11 protein-coding genes are annotated in these 17,037 nt (G+C 68.1%); 8 read left to right on the forward strand and 3 right to left on the reverse strand.

Annotation, left to right across the window (positions count from 1 at the left end; all coding sequences use genetic code 11):
* The first annotated feature begins 2 nt into the window (after nucleotides 1-2).
* From V6V88_RS10710 to lpdA, 3 genes are read left to right on the forward strand one after another with little or no spacing between them, the layout of a single operon-like run.
* Nucleotides 3-1,046 (forward strand): alpha-ketoacid dehydrogenase subunit beta, encoded by a 1,044-nt coding sequence (locus V6V88_RS10710; RefSeq protein ID WP_063952498.1) that lies wholly within the window; start codon nucleotides 3-5, stop codon nucleotides 1,044-1,046.
* A 1-nt stretch (nucleotide 1,047) separates the two neighbouring features.
* Entirely contained in the window at nucleotides 1,048-2,514 is a 1,467-nt protein-coding gene (locus V6V88_RS10715; RefSeq protein WP_338619252.1) for a dihydrolipoamide acetyltransferase family protein, read from the forward strand.
* Nucleotides 2,515-2,516: 2 nt separating this feature from the next.
* Nucleotides 2,517-3,920, forward strand: a complete 1,404-nt coding sequence (gene lpdA / locus V6V88_RS10720) for a dihydrolipoyl dehydrogenase (protein ID WP_062840855.1) — start codon at nucleotides 2,517-2,519, stop codon at nucleotides 3,918-3,920.
* Nucleotides 3,921-4,047: 127 nt separating this feature from the next.
* On the opposite strand, the gene V6V88_RS10725 is transcribed toward lpdA, so the two are convergent.
* Nucleotides 4,048-6,066: a PEP/pyruvate-binding domain-containing protein gene (locus V6V88_RS10725; protein ID WP_338619253.1), complete on the reverse strand. Its 2,019-nt coding sequence runs from the start codon at nucleotides 6,064-6,066 to the stop codon at nucleotides 4,048-4,050.
* 129 nt (nucleotides 6,067-6,195) lie between these two features.
* A complete protein-coding gene (argH, locus tag V6V88_RS10730; RefSeq protein WP_338619254.1) occupies nucleotides 6,196-7,617 on the reverse strand; it encodes an argininosuccinate lyase in 1,422 nt (473 codons plus the stop codon).
* A 133-nt stretch (nucleotides 7,618-7,750) separates the two neighbouring features.
* On the opposite strand from argH, the gene V6V88_RS10735 reads away from it, so the two are divergent.
* From V6V88_RS10735 to V6V88_RS10745, 3 genes are all read left to right on the forward strand, one after another.
* Entirely contained in the window at nucleotides 7,751-9,124 is a 1,374-nt protein-coding gene (locus V6V88_RS10735) for a mechanosensitive ion channel domain-containing protein (protein WP_338619255.1), read from the forward strand.
* A 102-nt stretch (nucleotides 9,125-9,226) separates the two neighbouring features.
* The gene (locus tag V6V88_RS10740; protein WP_338619256.1) at nucleotides 9,227-11,293 is read left to right on the forward strand and encodes an NAD(+) synthase; all 2,067 of its coding nucleotides are present in this window, start codon (nucleotides 9,227-9,229) and stop codon (nucleotides 11,291-11,293) included.
* Between the two features lie 168 nt (nucleotides 11,294-11,461).
* Nucleotides 11,462-11,800: a P-II family nitrogen regulator gene (locus V6V88_RS10745; protein ID WP_006386376.1), complete on the forward strand. Its 339-nt coding sequence runs from the start codon at nucleotides 11,462-11,464 to the stop codon at nucleotides 11,798-11,800.
* Nucleotides 11,801-11,839: 39 nt separating this feature from the next.
* Here V6V88_RS10745 and gspF read toward each other — a convergent pair whose 3' ends face one another.
* Nucleotides 11,840-13,045 carry a type II secretion system inner membrane protein GspF gene (gene gspF, locus V6V88_RS10750; protein WP_062840859.1) on the reverse strand — a complete coding sequence of 402 codons (1,206 nt, stop codon included), beginning with the start codon at nucleotides 13,043-13,045 and terminating at the stop codon, nucleotides 11,840-11,842.
* A 176-nt stretch (nucleotides 13,046-13,221) separates the two neighbouring features.
* On the opposite strand from gspF, the gene gspD reads away from it, so the two are divergent.
* Together gspD and gspE are read left to right on the forward strand one after the other, a co-directional pair.
* Nucleotides 13,222-15,603, forward strand: coding sequence for a type II secretion system secretin GspD (gene gspD / locus V6V88_RS10755; protein ID WP_175157379.1), 2,382 nt, complete (start codon nucleotides 13,222-13,224; stop codon nucleotides 15,601-15,603).
* Nucleotides 15,600-17,027, forward strand: a complete 1,428-nt coding sequence (gene gspE / locus V6V88_RS10760; RefSeq protein ID WP_056316401.1) for a type II secretion system ATPase GspE — start codon at nucleotides 15,600-15,602, stop codon at nucleotides 17,025-17,027. The genes gspD and gspE overlap by 4 nt, the downstream gene beginning before the upstream one ends.
* The last annotated feature ends 10 nt before the right edge of the window (nucleotides 17,028-17,037 follow it).

Raw genomic sequence — 17,037 nt, forward strand, 5'->3', positions numbered from 1 at the left:
CCATGGCAATCGATAACAACGCTGGTCCGGCCTCGGCGCCGATGACCATGATCCAGGCTTTGCGCTCGGCCATGGATGTCATGCTTGAGCGCGACAACAACGTCGTGGTGTTCGGGCAGGACGTGGGTTACTTCGGCGGCGTGTTCCGCTGCACCGAAGGCCTGCAGGCCAAGTACGGCAGCTCGCGCGTGTTCGACACCCCCATTTCCGAAGGCGGGATCGTCGGCGTGGCGGTGGGCATGGGCGCGTACGGCCTGCGGCCGGTGTGCGAAATCCAGTTCGCCGACTACTTCTATCCGGCTTCGGACCAGATCGTTTCCGAGGCCGCGCGCCTGCGCTACCGGTCGGTCGGCGAATTCATTGCCCCCATGACCATCCGCATGCCTTGCGGCGGCGGCATCTACGGCGGGCAGACGCACAGCCAGAGCCCCGAGGCGATGTTCACGCAGGTCTGCGGGCTGCGCACGGTGATGCCGTCCAACCCGTACGACGCGAAGGGGCTGTTGATCGCCGCCATCGAGAACGACGATCCGGTGATTTTCCTGGAGCCCAAGCGGCTCTACAACGGCCCGTTCGACGGCCACCACGACCGCCCCGTCACGCCGTGGACTGGCCGCCCCGGCAGCGTCGTGCCCACTGGCTACTACACCGTGCCGCTGGAATCGGCGGCCATCGTGCGCCCGGGTTCGGAACTGACGGTGCTGACCTACGGCACCACGGTGCACGTGTCGCTGACCGCGGCCGAGGAAACCGGCATCGACGCCGAGATCATCGACCTGCGCAGCCTGTGGCCGCTGGACCTGGACGCCATCGTCAACTCGGTCAAGAAGACGGGGCGCTGCGTGGTCGTGCACGAGGCCACGCGCACCTGCGGCTTCGGCGCGGAACTGATTGCGCTGGTGCAGGAGCACTGCTTCCATCACCTGGAGGCGCCCGTCGAGCGCGTGACCGGTTGGGACACTCCCTATCCGCACGCGCAGGAATGGGCGTACTTCCCCGGCCCGCGCCGGGTCGGCGAAGCGTTCAAACGCGCGATGGAGGCATGACATGGGGATTCATATCATCAAGATGCCCGACATCGGCGAAGGCATCGCAGAGGTCGAGCTGGTGGGCTGGCACGTCAAGGTGGGCGACACGGTCGCCGAGGACCAGCCGCTGGCGGACGTGATGACGGACAAGGCCACGGTCGAGATCCCGTCGCCGGTGGTCGGCAAGGTGATCTCGCTGGGCGGTGATGTTGGCCAGGTGATGGCCGTGGGCGGTGAGCTGATCCGCCTGGAAGTCGAAGGCGAAGGGAATGTGAAGGCGGGCGCTGCTGCGGCGGCCGCGCCGGCGGCGAAAGCGGCTGTGCCTGCGGCTGGCGGGATTGCTGCCGACGGCGCGCAGCGCGCTGGGGGGGCGAGTCTGGTGGAAAGTGGCGTGGCGGCAACGACGCCCGGCGCAGCGACGCCCGGCGCATCGACGCCCGGCGCATCGGCGCCCGGCGCATCGGCGCCCGCAACTTCCCCGCCGGCCAAGTCATCATCATCCGCATCAACATCAACATCCGCATCTGCCTCTGGCCCCGCGTTGGCGTCGGCCAAGTCGCCAGCCGCGCGCCAATCCGGCGGCGCGCCCGCGGCAATCCGCCAGCCCGGTGAAAAGCCGCTGGCCTCGCCCGCCGTTCGCAAGCGCGCGTGGGACCTGGGCGTGGAGCTGCGCTACGTGCAGGGCAGCGGCCCGGCCGGGCGCATCCTGCACGAAGACCTGGACGCCTGGCTGCAAGGGCAGGGCACCGTCAGCAGCGCGCGCGGCGGGTCGGCCTATGTGGAACGCAACGACGAAGACGCCGTGCCCGTCATCGGCCTGCGCAGGAAGATCGCGCAGAAGATGGCCGAGTCCAAGCGCCGCATCCCGCATTTCAGCTACGTCGAGGAAATCGACGTGACCGAGCTCGAAGACCTGCGCGTGCAGTTGAACGCCAAATGGGGCGAGTCGCGCGGCAAGCTGACGCTGCTGCCGCTCCTGGCCCGCGCGATGGTGGTGGCGCTGCGCGACTTCCCGCAGATCAATGCGCGCTACGACGACGAGGCGGGGGTGGTCACGCGCTATGGCGCGGTGCACATCGGTATTGCCACGCAAAGCGACGGCGGCCTGATGGTGCCGGTGATGCGCCACGCCGAGGCGCGCGACCTGTGGTCCATGGCCGCGGAGATCAATCGGCTGGCGCAGGCGGTGCGCAGCGGGTCGGCCGGCCGCGACGAGCTGTCCGGTTCGACCATCACCATCACCAGCCTTGGTCCCTTGGGCGGCATCGTCACCACGCCGGTCATCAATCATCCCGAGGTCGGCATCGTGGGCGTGAACCGCATCGTCGAACGCCCCGCCTTCCGCAACGGCGCCGTGGTGGCGCGTAAGCTGATGAACCTGTCGTCGTCCTTCGACCACCGCGTGGTGGACGGCATGGACGCGGCGCGCTTCATCCAGGCCGTGCGCGCGCTGCTGGAACAACCCGCGTTGCTTTTCGTGGAGTGAGCATGAGCCAGATCACAAAGACAACGACATTGCTGGTGATCGGCGGCGGCCCCGGCGGCTACGTGGCCGCCATCCGCGCCGGACAACTGGGCGTGCCGACCATCCTGGTCGAGGGCGCGCAGTTGGGCGGCACCTGCCTGAACATCGGCTGCATCCCCTCCAAGGCCCTGATCCACGCGGCCGAGGAGTTCGACAAGGCGCGCCACTACGCCGGCGAATCGGCGCTCGGCATTGCCGTGGACACGCCGCGCATCGACATCGCCAAGACGGTCGCCTGGAAAGACGGCATCGTCGGCAAGCTGACGGGGGGCGTGGGCGCGCTGCTCAAGAAGAACGGCGTGGAAGTCGTACGCGGCTGGGCGACGCTTCTGGACGGCAAGACGGCGGAAGTCGAAACGCCCGACGCGGGGCGCGTGCGCATCCAGTGCGAGCACCTGCTGCTGGCGGCAGGCTCCGAACCCACGCCGCTGCCGTCAATGCCTTTCGGCGGCATGGTGGTGTCGTCCACCGAGGCGCTATCGCCCGCCAGCATCCCGAAGCAGCTCGTGGTGGTGGGCGGCGGCTACATCGGCCTGGAACTGGGCACCGTCTACCGCAAGCTGGGCGCCGAGGTCGCTGTCGTGGAGGCGCAGGACCGCATCCTGCCGACCTACGACGCCGAGCTCACCAAGCCCGTCGCGGCCGCGCTGGGCAAGATGGGCGTGGCGTTGCACCTGGGCCGCAAGGTGCTGGGGTTGAACGGCAAGGGCGACGCGGTGCGGGTGCAGGACGCCAGCGGCGCCGAAACCCTGCTGCCGGCCGACCGCGTGCTGATCTCGGTGGGACGCCGTCCGCGCACGCAGGGCTGGGGGCTGGAAAGCCTGCAGCTGGACCGCAAGGGCAACGCGCTGAGAATCGACGACCAATGCCGCACGTCCATGCGCGACGTCTGGGCCATTGGCGACATCGCCGGTGAACCGATGCTGGCGCACCGCGCCATGGCGCAGGGCGAGATGGTGGCCGAACTGGTGGCGGGCAAGCGCCGCCACTTCCAGCCGGCCTCCATCCCGGCCGTGTGCTTCACCGATCCCGAGGTCGTGGTGGCGGGCCTGTCGCCGCACGAGGCCGAAGCCGCCGGCCTGGATTGCGTGACGGCCTCCTTCCCCTTCGCCGCCAACGGCCGCGCCATGACGCTGGAATCCACCGACGGGTTCGTGCGGGTGGTGGCCCGGCGCGACAACCACCTGATCGTGGGGTGGCAGGCCGTGGGCCGTGCGGTGTCGGAGCTATCGACGGCGTTTGGCCAGTCGCTGGAAATGGGCGCGACCCTGGAGGATGTGGCGGGCACCATCCACGCGCATCCCACGCTGGGCGAGGCGGTGCAGGAGGCCGCGCTCAAGGCGCTGGGGCATGCTTTGCATATCTGACGGTCTGCAGACCTGATGCCCCCGCACGGCGCGTCGCGCAAATGCCGCGCCGTGTTTGCTTTCGTCCTGTTCATGCCGCACGCAAGACCTGTGCGGCGGTCCCATCGGACGCCTGAGGCGTTCGCCTTCAGCGGCTCCCATCGATGTAAGGCCGCGCCTGCAGGATCAGGATCTTGTCTGCCTGCACGGCCCATTCGATGTCCTGGTCTCCATTTCCCAAGCGCTTTTTCACCTGCCGTCCCACGGCGGCCAGCCGGGCGACCAGGGCATCGTTCAGCACCTGCCGGCCGCCCTCGATGGGCGCTTCGCGCACGCCGCCGCCCGCATCGGCCACGAGCTGCGTGTCCTCGGCGGAACGGCTCAGCACCTGCACCGCCTTGGACCAGCTTGAGTACATGACCTGTTCGGCCTGCCGCTTGCCTTCCACCACCTTGATGCCCAGGCCGCGCTTGGCGGACAGGTAGGTGACGTGGCGGCGCGAGGCGTCGAAGGGATCGCGCGTGATCATGACGCCCGAGCTGTCCGACGCCGCGGCCCGTTGCACCAGCACCGCCATGACGACGGCGTCCTGCCCGAAGCCAGCGGTGCGGCGCGCCTCGTAAGCCTCGAAGTTGTAGACCGAAGCCCACACCGTCTGCACGGCCCGGGCCAGCGCATCGGCCTGCGTGACGTTCGGCACGGTGGTGTACAGGCCCGCGCCGCTGAAACCCGGCAGGTCTTCGGAATTGGACGAGCTGCGCACGAAGACGCCGTGGCCACCCAACTGCTTTTCCCAGCGGGCGCGCCAGGCGGCCGACAAGGCGGGGTCGGGCGTTGCGTCGACGATGTCCTGGCGCAGCTTGGCCAGTTCGGCGCGCCGCACGTTGGCGTCGCTGGCAAAGTCGGCCCGCTGCGCCAGCGCCGCCACGCGCGCGGGCACCCCCAGCTGGTCCATGAACGCTGCGTATTGGGCAAACGGAATGCAAAATCCATCCGGCACGCTCGCCGCGGGCGGCAGCACGGCCGTCAGCGCGCCCAGGTTCGCCGCCTTGACCCCGCAATGGCGGCTGTCGCGCGTGGTCATTCCGGACAGCGGCTTGAGGGCGCGCACCGACAGGTCTGGTTTGGGTAGCGAGGGCGAGGCGGTTGGGGTTGCCGCCGTGGCTGGCGACGCGGCCGGCTGCGCGATGCGCTGCACCCGGTAGCCGTTGCTTTCAACGGTCAGTTCGACCCATTGGCCATCATGCTCGCGCAAGGCCGCCACGGCGTCGCGCACGTAGGCATTGGGAATGCGCCAGCCCTTGGCCAGCAGGTTCACGTGGGACAGCAGCGTGGACGGGCGCTGCGTGACCAGGCCCGCCACCGGCGTGAGCGCCACGGGCACCTCGTCCAGCACCACGATGTCGGTGGGCGAGAGGTCAGCCGTTTCGTCCACGGCCTTCACGATGCGCAGCCGGCCCTGCGCGCGCCCGGTATTCAGCGGCAAGAAGGTCTGCTCGCGCAGCAGCGCCTCCTGTGTGACGAAGTCCAGCCCGGCCCGCCGCGCGGTCGCTTCCTGCAGCGTGGAGTTGCTCTTGAATCTCAGCGGCTCGTAGAACGTGGCCGCAAGCCGCTGCGCCGTCAGGGTCAGCAGTTCGGGCGTCAGCAGATCGCCTTCCCAGAACTCATAGGTATAGCCAGGCAGGCTGTTCTGCCAGCTCAGCGTGCCGAACAGCAGACGACGATTGGGATCCTTGTACTGCGCCACCAGCGCGGCCCGGTCGCCGGACAGCAGCCGCCGCTCGCGCGCAAAGGTCTCGTGCAGCGCGTATCGCGGCGTGTTGACGTAATAGATGCGATCGGCGCGCTGGCGGTCGATGATGAACAGCACATGGGGGATTTCCAGCGGCGTGCCGGCGTTATAGACCCGCGCCAGTTGATCGAATTCGGCCCGGGTCTTGATCTGCGCCAGGAACCGCGGGCCTCCCCACCGCGCGTCCTCGGCCTTGCGTGCCTCGACCTCGTCGGGGCGCAGGGGGCGGCCGTTTTCGTACGGGGAGGGTTTGCGGGCGGTTTGGGCTTGGGCGGGCGGCGCGCCGGCGCCAACGAGCAGCGCGGAGACGGCCAGCACGGCCAGCGACATCCGCAGTGGAATAAGGGGCCTGAGCGGCGCGCGCGCGAGGATCATGGTCTCGGGGACAGAGCGGCAAAGGCGCCATCATATCCGGCCCGGGAGCGGGATTGCTGGCTGGGGGCGGAAACAACAAGGCCCCCAAAAAGGGGGCCTTGCATCCAACGCATCTACGGCAAGCCGAAATCAGCCTTGCGCCGTTTCCGCCAGCACGCGCTGGGCTTCTTCGGCGACGCGTTCGGGGGCGGTGCCGCCCACGTGCTTGCGCGCGGCGACCGAGCCTTCCAGCGTCAGGACCTGGTGCACGTCCTCGGTGATGCTGGGGTGGTAAGCCGTGAGTTCGGCGGTGGACAGGTCGGCCAGATCGCAGCCGCGCTGTTCGCAGTCGCGCACGGCGTGAGCCACGACTTCGTGGGCGTCGCGGAAGGGCACGCCGCGCTTGACCAGGTAGTCGGCCAGATCGGTGGCGGTGGCAAAGCCCTGCAGGGCCGCGGCGCGCATGTTGTCGGCCTTGACCTTGATGCCGCCGGCCATGTCCGCGAAGATCGTGAGCGTGTCGCGCAGCGTGTCGGCGGTGTCGAACAGGCCTTCCTTGTCTTCCTGGTTGTCCTTGTTGTAGGCCAGGGGCTGGCCCTTCATCAGGGTCAGCAGGGCGACCAGGTTGCCGTTAACGCGGCCGGTCTTGCCGCGGGCCAGTTCGGGCACGTCGGGGTTCTTCTTTTGCGGCATGATCGAGCTGCCGGTGCAGAAGCGGTCGGCCAGGTCGATGAAGCCCACGCGCGGGCTCATCCAGAGCACCAGCTCTTCGGACAGGCGCGAGACGTGCGTCATGATGAGCGCGCCGGCGGCGCAGAATTCGATGGCGAAGTCGCGGTCGGAGACGGCATCCAGCGAGTTGCGGCACACGCCCTCGAAGCCCAGCGTCTTGGCGACGCGTTCGCGGTCGATGGGGAACGACGTGCCGGCCAGGGCGGCGGCGCCCAGCGGCAGGCGGTTGACGCGGCGGCGGCAGTCGGCCAGGCGCTCGGCGTCGCGGCCGAACATTTCGGCGTAGGCGAGCAGGTGGTGCCCGAAGGTGACGGGCTGGGCGACCTGAAGGTGCGTGAAGCCGGGCATGATGGTGCCGGCGTTTTCCAGGGCGACCGTGGCCAGGGCGTGGCGCAGCTGGCGCAGCAGATCCTGCAGGGTGTCGATTTCGTCACGCAGCCACAGGCGGATGTCGGTGGCGACCTGGTCGTTGCGCGAACGGCCGGTATGCAGGCGCTTGCCCGCATCGCCCACCAGTTCCACGAGGCGCTTTTCGATGTTCAGGTGGACGTCTTCCAGGTCGAGCAGCCATTGGAACGAGCCGGCGTCGATCTCGGACAGGATCTGGGTCATGCCGTGCTGGATGTCGGCCAGATCCTGGGCGCCGATGATGCCCTGGGCGGCCAGCATGTCGGCGTGCGCGAGCGAGCCCCGGATGTCGTGGCGCGCCAGGCGCTTGTCGAAATCCACGGACGCCGTGTAGCGTTTGACGAGTTCGGAAACCGGCTCGGAGAACCGGGCGGACCAGGCCTGCGCCTTGTTGGCGAACTGGTTTTGATCGGAGGAGGGAGTGTTTGCCATGATGGGCAGGATTATAGGGCCTTGCGCCACGCCGGGCGACGGCGGCCGTTATGCGGGGCCGGAACGCGCAGATGGCGTGAGTTGTCGGATAATCCAGATCAATTTCAAGACCCTGTAAAGCGAGTACGGATCCATGCCCCTGGAATGGGAAGAGCTAGTCACCCAAATTGATACCCATATGCCCCGGGAGATCTGGGCGCAGACGCTGATCGGCATCGGCGCGCTCGTCCTGACCGCGCTGTTCGTGCAGTGGGTGGTCGCGCGGGTGGTCCTGCTGCTGGCGCACCGGCTGCTCGTGGTCAGCGGCCATGGCGACTGGGACAAGGCGCTCCAGCGCCGCCGCGCGTACCAGAACCTCTGGTACGCGGTGCCGTTTGCGGTGGTCTCCATGGGCATCGACCTGGTGCCCCATGCCGAGCGGGTGGTCACCATCGTGGGCCGGCTGGCGCACGCGGGCGCCTGGATCTGCGTGTTCATCGCGTTTTCGGGCGTGCTGAGCGCCTGGCAGGACACCTATTCGGCAACGACCCGCGCGCAGACCCGCTCCATCAAGGGCTACATCCAGATCGGCAAGCTGATCCTGATGGCGGTATGCACCGTCCTGGTGCTTTCCATCCTGATCGACCGCTCGCCGCTCTGGATGATCTCCGGCCTGGGCGCGCTGTCGGCGGTGCTGCTGCTGGTGTTCAAGGACACGCTCCTGTCGCTGGTGGCCAGCACGCAGCTCACCAGCAACGACATGCTGCGCATCGGCGACTGGATCGAGATGCCGCAATGCAATGCGGACGGCTTCGTCAAGGACATTGCGCTGCACACCGTGAAGGTGCAGAACTGGGACAACACCGTCACCACGGTGCCGACCTACAAGCTGTTCTCGGAAAGCTACCGCAACTACCGGCACATGTTCGAATCCGGCGGCCGCCGCATCAAGCGCACCATCCGCATCGACGCGGCCAGCGTGCGCTTTCTGACCGACGACGAGGCGCAGCGGCTGATGAAGTTCCGGCTGCTGCACGACTATCTGCAAAGCAAGACGCAGGACATCGTCCAGGCCAACCAGACGCTGGGCGAACTGGCCAGCGTGCCGGCCAACCGGCGCCGGCTGACCAACATCGGCACGCTGCGCGCCTATGCGCTGGCTTATCTGAAGCAGAATCCGGAAATCCGCCAGGACATGGCAATGATGGTGCGCATGATGGAGCCCACCTCCGAGGGCATTCCGGTCGAGGTCTATTGCTTTACCGCCGTGACCGCATGGGTGGAATACGAACGCATCCAGGGCGACGTGTTCGACCATCTGCTGGCGATCCTGCCCGAGCTGGGCCTGCGCCTGTACCAGCAGCCGTCCGGCGCCGACATCGGCGCGATGGGCGGATACCTGCGCGACAGCGCGATCCAGGCGGCGCTGTCGGCCGAGCGCGACCGGCAAGGATCCCCGGACGGCAGTCCGGCGCTGCCGTTCGAGCGCGGCCTGACCGACGGCAAGATGCCGCGCCAGGCGGAATAAGGCCCGTGAGATAATCCGGCCGTTGATTCCCGGGCCTCCAGCCCCCCCGGCGCAGCCCTCCACGTCGCAATCTCCAGGCGAACCTCCCAGGCGAAATCCCCGATGTCGAATCCGTTCTTCAACCTGTATTCCCACGGCTTCGCCCGGGTCGCGGTCGGCGTGCCCGAGTGCCGGGTCGCCGATCCCGCGTTCAATGCCGCCCAGACCATCGCGCTGGCGCAGCAGGCTGCCCAAGGCGGCGCGGTGCTCGCGGCGTTCCCGGAACTGGGTCTGTCGGCCTACACCTGCGACGATCTCTTTCACCAGAAGGCCCTGCTCGACGCCTGCGAGGCGGCGCTGGCTCAGGTGGTCGAGGCGACCGCCGACCTGGATATCGCAATCGTCGTGGGGGCGCCGCTGCGGGTGGCGCACCAGTTGTTCAACTGCGCGGTGGTGGCGGCCGGCGGGCGGGTGCTTGGCGTCGTGCCCAAGACGTATCTGCCGAATTACGGCGAGTTCTACGAAGCCCGACAGTTCAGCGCGGCCGACTGCGCCATCGGCACGCAGATCGACCTGTTGGGCCAGACGGTGCCGTTCGGGTCCGAGCTGCTGTTCCAGATGGAAAAGCTGCCGCTGTTCCAGTTCCACGTTGAAATCTGCGAAGACGTCTGGGTGCCCATTCCCCCGTCGTCCTATGCCGCGCTGGCCGGCGCCACGGTGCTGGTAAACCTGTCGGCCTCCAATATCGTCGTCGGCAAGTCCGCCTACCGCCACCAGCTCGTGTCGCAGCAGTCGGCGCGCTGCCTGTCGGCCTATATGTACACCTCGGCCGGCCGGGGCGAGTCGTCGACGGACCTGGCCTGGGACGGCCAGGCGCTCATCTACGAAAACGGCGAGCTGCTGGCCGAATCCGAGCGCTTCCTGAACCATTCCCACCTGCTGTTCTCGGACGTGGACCTGGAGCGCCTGTCGCGCGAACGCATGCGCCAGAGCACCTTCGGCCAGTCCGTGCGCCGCCACGCGGACGAGGTCCGCCGATTCCGCCGCGTGGCGGTGCCGGTGAATCCGCCGCTGGAGGACGCCGAACTGGCGCTGGAACGGCGCGTGGCGCGCTTTCCCTATGTGCCGGCCGACCCGCAGCGCCGCGACGCGCGCTGCAAAGAGGTCTACAACATCCAGGTGCAGGCGCTGGCGCAGCGCTTGTCGGCCAGCGGCATGAAGAAGGTCGTCATCGGCATTTCGGGCGGGCTGGATTCCACACATGCGCTGCTGGTCTGCGCCAAGGCGATGGACGCCCTGGACCTGCCGCGCTCGAACATCCTGGCGGTCACGATGCCGGGTTTTGCCACCAGCACCCGCACGCTGCAGCAGGCGCGCCGCCTGATGGCGGTGGTGGGCTGCACGGCCTCCGAAATCGACATCCGCCCCAGCTGCCTGCAGATGCTCAAGGACCTGGGCCATCCCTACGCCAACGGCGAGCCGGTCTATGACATCACCTTCGAGAACGTCCAGGCGGGCGAGCGCACCAACCACCTGTTCCGGCTGGCCAATTTCAGCAACGCCATCGTCATCGGCACGGGCGACTTGAGCGAGCTTGCACTGGGTTGGTGCACGTACGGCGTGGGCGACCATATGTCGCATTACAGCGTCAACGCCAGCGTGCCCAAGACGCTGATCACGCACCTGGTGCGCTGGGTGGCCGAGTCGGGCCGGCTGGGCGACGAGGGCGCGCAGGTGCTGCTGGACGTGCTGGGCACCGACGTCAGCCCCGAGCTGGTGCCGGGCGGCGCGGACGACAAGCCCGAGCAAAAGAGCGAGGCCTCGATCGGCCCTTACGAGCTGCAGGACTTCAACCTGTACTACACGCTGCGTTACGGCTTTGCGCCGACCAAGGTGGCCTTCCTGTCCTGGACGGCCTGGCGCGACCGCGAGGCGGGCGCCTGGCCCGAGGCCGGGCACGTCGTGCGCAACGAATACGATCTGGCCGCCATCAAGCGCAACCTGAAGATCTTCCTGGACAAGTTCTTCCGGACCAGCCAGTTCAAGCGCACCTGCATCCCGAACGCGCCCAAGGTGGGTTCCGGCGGCTCGCTGTCGCCGCGCGGAGACTGGCGCGCGCCCAGCGACTCCGAGTCCGTGGTCTGGATGCGCGAGGCCGACCAGATTCCCGACGAAGCGCCCAAAAGCTGAGGGCGGCGCCGCGCACCACATTGGGGCGGCGGCAGACAATTCGCGGGCGCCGCTTGGCGACCGCGCGGTGTTATTCTCTGTCCATTGCGCCCGGCGCCCGCCTGTGTCACAAGACAGCGGGCCGCGCGGCAGGGCGACGCACCACATCAAAAACCCAGGACGACCAACGTGAAACAAGTCACCGCCATCATCAAACCCTTCAAGCTCGACGAAGTCCGCGAGGCGCTGGCGGAAGTCGGCGTCAGCGGCCTGACGGTCACCGAAGTCAAGGGTTTCGGCCGCCAGAAGGGCCACACCGAACTCTATCGCGGCGCCGAATACGTGGTGGATTTCCTGCCCAAGATCCGCGTCGAAGTCGTGCTGCCCGACGACCAGGTCGAAGCCGCCATCGAAGCCGTCGTCAAGGCCGCCCGCACCGGCAAGATCGGCGACGGCAAGATCTTCGTGACGCCGGTGGAACAGGCCATCCGCATCCGCACCGGCGAGAGCGACGAGGAGGCGCTCTGAGCCTTGTCTCTGATCGGGCCGCACTCGCGGCCCGCATCCCTACCTGATCAACTGGTTCATCTCCAGAATCGGCATCATCACCGCCAGCACGATCAAGAGGACGAATCCCCCCATCAGCAGTATCAGCGCCGGCTCCAGCAGGGCCGTCATCGCCATCGCGCGCCGCTCCAGGTCGCGCGACAGGTTTTGCGCGCCCCGGTCCAGCAGTTCGGGCAACCGCCCGGTCTTCTCGCCGCTGGCGATCAGGTGCACCAGCAGCGACGGAAAGACCTTTTGCGCGCCCAGCGACGATGACAGCGCCGCGCCCTCGCGCACGCGCGCCGCGGCCTCGTCGACCGCCAGCCGCAGCACGTCGTTGCTGAGCGTGCGCCGTGCGGCTTCCAGCGCGGTCAGCAGGGCCACGCCGCTGCCGCTCAGGATCGCGAGGGTGGACGCAAAGCGCGCGGCGTTCACGCCCAGCACGAAGCGTCCGGCCAGCGGCAGCCGCAGCACGCGCGCGTGCCAGGCCCGCCGCGCGGCCGGCGCGCGCAGCGTGTAGCGCCACAAGGCGATGGCCGCCACCACCGCAATGCCCGTGACCGCGCCCCATTCGCGCACGTAGTCCGACAGCCCCAGCATCACGCGCGTGAGCATCGGCAATTCCTGCTTGGCCTGGCTGAAGGCGGACACCACCTGCGGCACCACATAGCCCAGCAGGAAGATCACGATGACCACCGATACGCTGGCCACCACCGCCGGGTAGATGAAGGCCGTCATGACCTTGCTGCGCAAGGTGTTGCGTTCCTCGATATAGTCGGCCAGCTTTTCCATCACCTGCGCCAGGTCGCCCGATTCCTCGCCCGCGCCGATCAGCGCGCGATAGATTTCGGGAAAGTCGCGCGGCCGCGAGGCCAGCGCCGCCGACAGGCGATGGCCGGCGCGCACATCGTCGCGCACGCCGCCCAGCGTGGCGGCAATGTGTTTTTTCTCGGCCTGTTCCAGCGTGGCGCTGAGCGCCGCATCCAATGGCAGGCGAGCGGCAAGGAGGCTGGCGAGCTGGCGCGTCAGCCACGCCAGATCGGCGTCCGACAGACGCGCGCGCAGCGCCGCGCCCATGCCTTCGGCGCGCGCCGCCAGCGAGGTCGACAGGGGCAACAAACCGCGGCCGCGCAACTGGTTCCGGGCGCCGCGTTCGGAGTCGGCATCGATCGTGCCGCGCACGATTTTTCCGAGCGCGTCGGTGGCTTCATAGCGATAGGAAGGCATGGCTGTAATAAAGCGGAAGCACCTGCCGAAATCGCCAAGAGCCCCGAATTTAAAGGGTTTCCAGCCCGTCACCTTGCCTATGAAATATGACCGGGATGTTGCAGTCACACCCCGTATACTCCGACGCGCTTTCCCGTTTTTCCAAACGATTTCACGTCTCGGGCACCTATCTCGTCATGCGTCACATCGCGCAATTCAGCCTTGCATTCCTGCTTGCCGCAAGTCAACTCGGACCCGCCGCCGGCACGGCTCACGCACAACAGGCGGACAACCGCGTCAGCCTGAACTTCGTCGACACGGACATCCCCGCCGTGTTGCGCGCGCTGTCCCTGTTCACGCAGCGCAACTTCCTGGTGGACCCTCGCGTCAAGGGCAAGCTCACCCTGGTTTCGGATCGTCCTGTCGATAGCGCGCAGGCGCTGTCCATGCTGACCGGCGCATTGCGGCTGCAAGGGTTTGCCATCGTCGACGTGGACGGCGTGACGCGCGTCGTGCCCGAGGCCGATGCCAAGCTGCAAGGCAGCGCCGTTGTGGGCGGAGCGGGGCCGGCAGGCGCCAAGCCTGCGGCTGGCGCGCCGGCCGCGGCGGGCAGGGCGCCCGTGCCCGTGTCGGCCTTTGCCAAAGGCGGGGGCAACAGCGGCGAAATGCTGACGCGGGTGTTCCCGCTGAAGTACGAGAACGCCGCGAACCTGGTGCCGGTGCTGCGCCCGATGGTGCCGCCGAACAACCCGATCAACGCGTACCCCGGCAACAACACGCTGGTCGTGACGGATTACGCGGACAACCTGGAGCGCATCGCCGCGGTCATCGCGCGCATCGACGTGCCCAGTTCGATGGACACGGACGTGGTGCCGGTGCAATCGGCCATTGCGACGGACATCGCCATCCTGGCCTCGCAGCTGCTCGACACGCAAAGCAGCGATCCCACGCAGCGCATCGCGGTCGTGGCGGATCCGCGCAGCAACAGCGTGCTGGTGCGTTCGGGCAGCCCGGCACGCACGCGCCTGGCGCGCGAACTGATCCAGAAGCTGGACGCGCAGCAGAACCGCGCGGGCAATCTGCATGTGGTGTACATGCGCAACGCGCAGGCCACGCGCATCGCCGAGGTGCTGGGCGGGCTGCTGACGGGCCAGGCAAATTCGGCGCCGGGCGCGGCCCCGGGCGCCAGCAGCAGCACCGGCGGCGCGCAGGGCGGCGCGCGCGCGCAGAACACGGCCAGCAGCTCGGGGACGCAGGCAGGCATGGGCATGTCCAGCCAGTCGGGCTCGTCGCGCAGTGGCCTGTCGGGCGAACAGGAGCGCATCGCGCGCGAAGACAATTCGACGCAGGCGGTGTCGTATTCCGCGGGCGGCGCCACCATCCAGGCAGACCCCGCGACCAACTCGCTCATCATCTCCGCGCCCGAGCCGCTGTACCGCAGCCTGCGTGAAGTGATCGACCAGCTAGACCAGCGCCGCGCGCAGGTGCTGGTGGAAAGCCTGATCGTGGAAGTCAGCGAAGAGAAGGCCGCCGAATTCGGCATCCAGTGGATGACCGGCGCGGGCAACATCAACGGCAACGGCACCAGCTTCATCGGCGGCACGAACCTGGGCGGCAGCGGCATCACCGGCAACGGGCCGACCTCGATCGACGCGCTGGGCAGCGGCTTGAGCCTGGGCGTGGTCAAGGGCACGGTCGACGTGCTGGGCAACGAGGTCATCAACCTGGGCGTGCTGGCGCGCGCCATGCAGAACACGGGCGAGGCCAACATTCTGTCCACGCCCAACCTGCTGACGCTGGACAACCAGTCGGCCAGCATCCTGGTCGGCAAGACGGTGCCGTTCGTGACGGGCCAGTACGTGACCTCGGGCAGCAATGGCAGCTCCAATCCGTTCCAGACCATCGAACGCGAGGACGTGGGCCTGAAACTGAACATCCGGCCGCAGATTTCCGAAGGCGGCGCGGTCAAGCTGGACATCTACCAGGAAGTCAGCAGCATCGACGAAAGCCGCTCGAACGCCACCACCGGCATCGTCACCAACAAGCGCGCGATCGACACCAGCGTGCTGATCGACGACGGCCAGATCATCGTGCTGGGCGGCCTGCTGGAAGACAACGTGACGCTCACGTCCAACGCGGTGCCGGGATTGAGTTCGCTGCCGGTGATCGGGTCGCTGTTCCGCTATGACACGCGCAAGCGCACCAAGACCAACCTGATGGTGTTCCTGCGCCCGTACGTGGTGCGCGACGCCAACCGCAGCGCCAGCGTCACGATGGACCGCTACGACTACATGCGGCGCGCGCAGGGCGCGGTGCAGCCTCGCGACCACTGGGCGCTGCCGGACATGCAGGCGCCGATGCTGCCGCTGCCGGGCTCGGCGCCGTCGGTGTCGAACAACGCCTACGATTTGCGGCCCGAGCAGCAGGCGGCCACGCTGCGCCGTCCGCCGCCGGCCACGGTCGAGACCTTTGCGGTGCGCCAGTATCCCGGCACGCCGCCCGCGCCCGCCCAGCAACCCATCCGCGCGCCGCGGCCGGTCATGATGACGGTGGCGGTGGACCCCGAGAAGCTGCTATGAGCGCGCACCCCTTACCGTACGCCTGGGCCCGCGCGCAGCGCGCGGTGCTGTCGCTGCGCGGGGGGCAGGCGCAGTTGACGGTCAGCCCGCGCACGCCGGAGTGGGCCGTGCGCGAGATCCGGCGCTGCCACGGCGACATCGGGCTCACGCAGATCGACGACGAGGCGCTGGAGACGCTGCTGACCGCGGCCTACAGCCACTCGGAAGACGCCGCGTCGGTCATGGGCGTGGCGGAAAACGAGATCGACCTGGACCGCCTGATGCAGGACATGCCCGAGGTGGCGGACCTGCTGGAAGCGCAGGACGATGCGCCCGTGATCCGCATGATCAACGCGCTGTTCGCGCAGGCTGCGCGCGACGGCGCCAGCGATATCCATATCGAACCCTTCGAAACGCATTCCGTGGTGCGCTACCGCGTGGACGGCACGCTGCGCGACGTGGTGTCGCCGCGCAAGGCGCTGCACGCCGCGCTGATTTCGCGCATCAAGATCATGGCGCATCTGGACATCGCCGAAAAGCGCCTGCCGCAGGATGGGCGCATTGCGCTGCGCGTGGGCGGGCGTCCCATCGACGTGCGCGTGTCCACGTTGCCGACCGGGCATGGCGAGCGCGCCGTGCTGCGCTTGCTGGACAAGGAGGCTGGCCGGCTGCAACTGGAAAAGCTCGGCATGAGCCCGGGCGTTCTGTCGCAGCTGGACCGTCTGATCCGCCAGCCGCACGGCATCGTCCTGGTGACCGGCCCGACCGGCAGCGGCAAGACCACCACGCTATATGCGGCGCTGAGCCGTCTGGACGCCTCCACCAGCAACATCCTGACGGTGGAAGATCCCATCGAATACGACCTGGCCGGCATCAGCCAGACGCAGGTCAACGCCAAGATCGACATGAGCTTTGCGCTCGCCCTGCGCGCCATTCTGCGCCAGGACCCGGACGTCATCATGATCGGCGAAATCCGCGACCTGGAAACCGCGCAGATCGCGGTGCAGGCCTCGCTGACCGGCCACCTGGTGCTGGCCACGTTGCACACCAACGATGCCGTGTCCGCCGTCACTCGCCTGACCGACATGGGTGTCGAACCCTTTCTGCTGGCGTCGTCGCTGCTGGGCGTGCTGGCGCAGCGGCTGGTGCGCAAACTATGCCCGGCGTGCAAGTCGCCGTCGATGCTGGACGGCGTGCAGGTCTTTCACCCCGTGGGCTGCGAGGCCTGCAACCACACCGGCTACAGCGGCCGCTCTGGCATCCACGAGCTCTTCACGGTGGACGACGAGGCCCGCCGCCTGATCCACGAAGGCCGCGACGAACGCGAACTGCGCCGCGCCGCGGCGGCCGCCGGCATGCGCAGCATGCGCGAGGACGGCCAGCGGTGGGTGGACGCCGGGCAGACGTCCCCCGAAGAAATCCTGCGCGTGACGCGCGACGCATAGCCCGCGGCCG

Origin of the sequence: Achromobacter sp. E1, from assembly GCF_037039475.1 — a bacterium.
Lineage (GTDB): Bacteria > Pseudomonadota > Gammaproteobacteria > Burkholderiales > Burkholderiaceae_B > Achromobacter > Achromobacter mucicolens.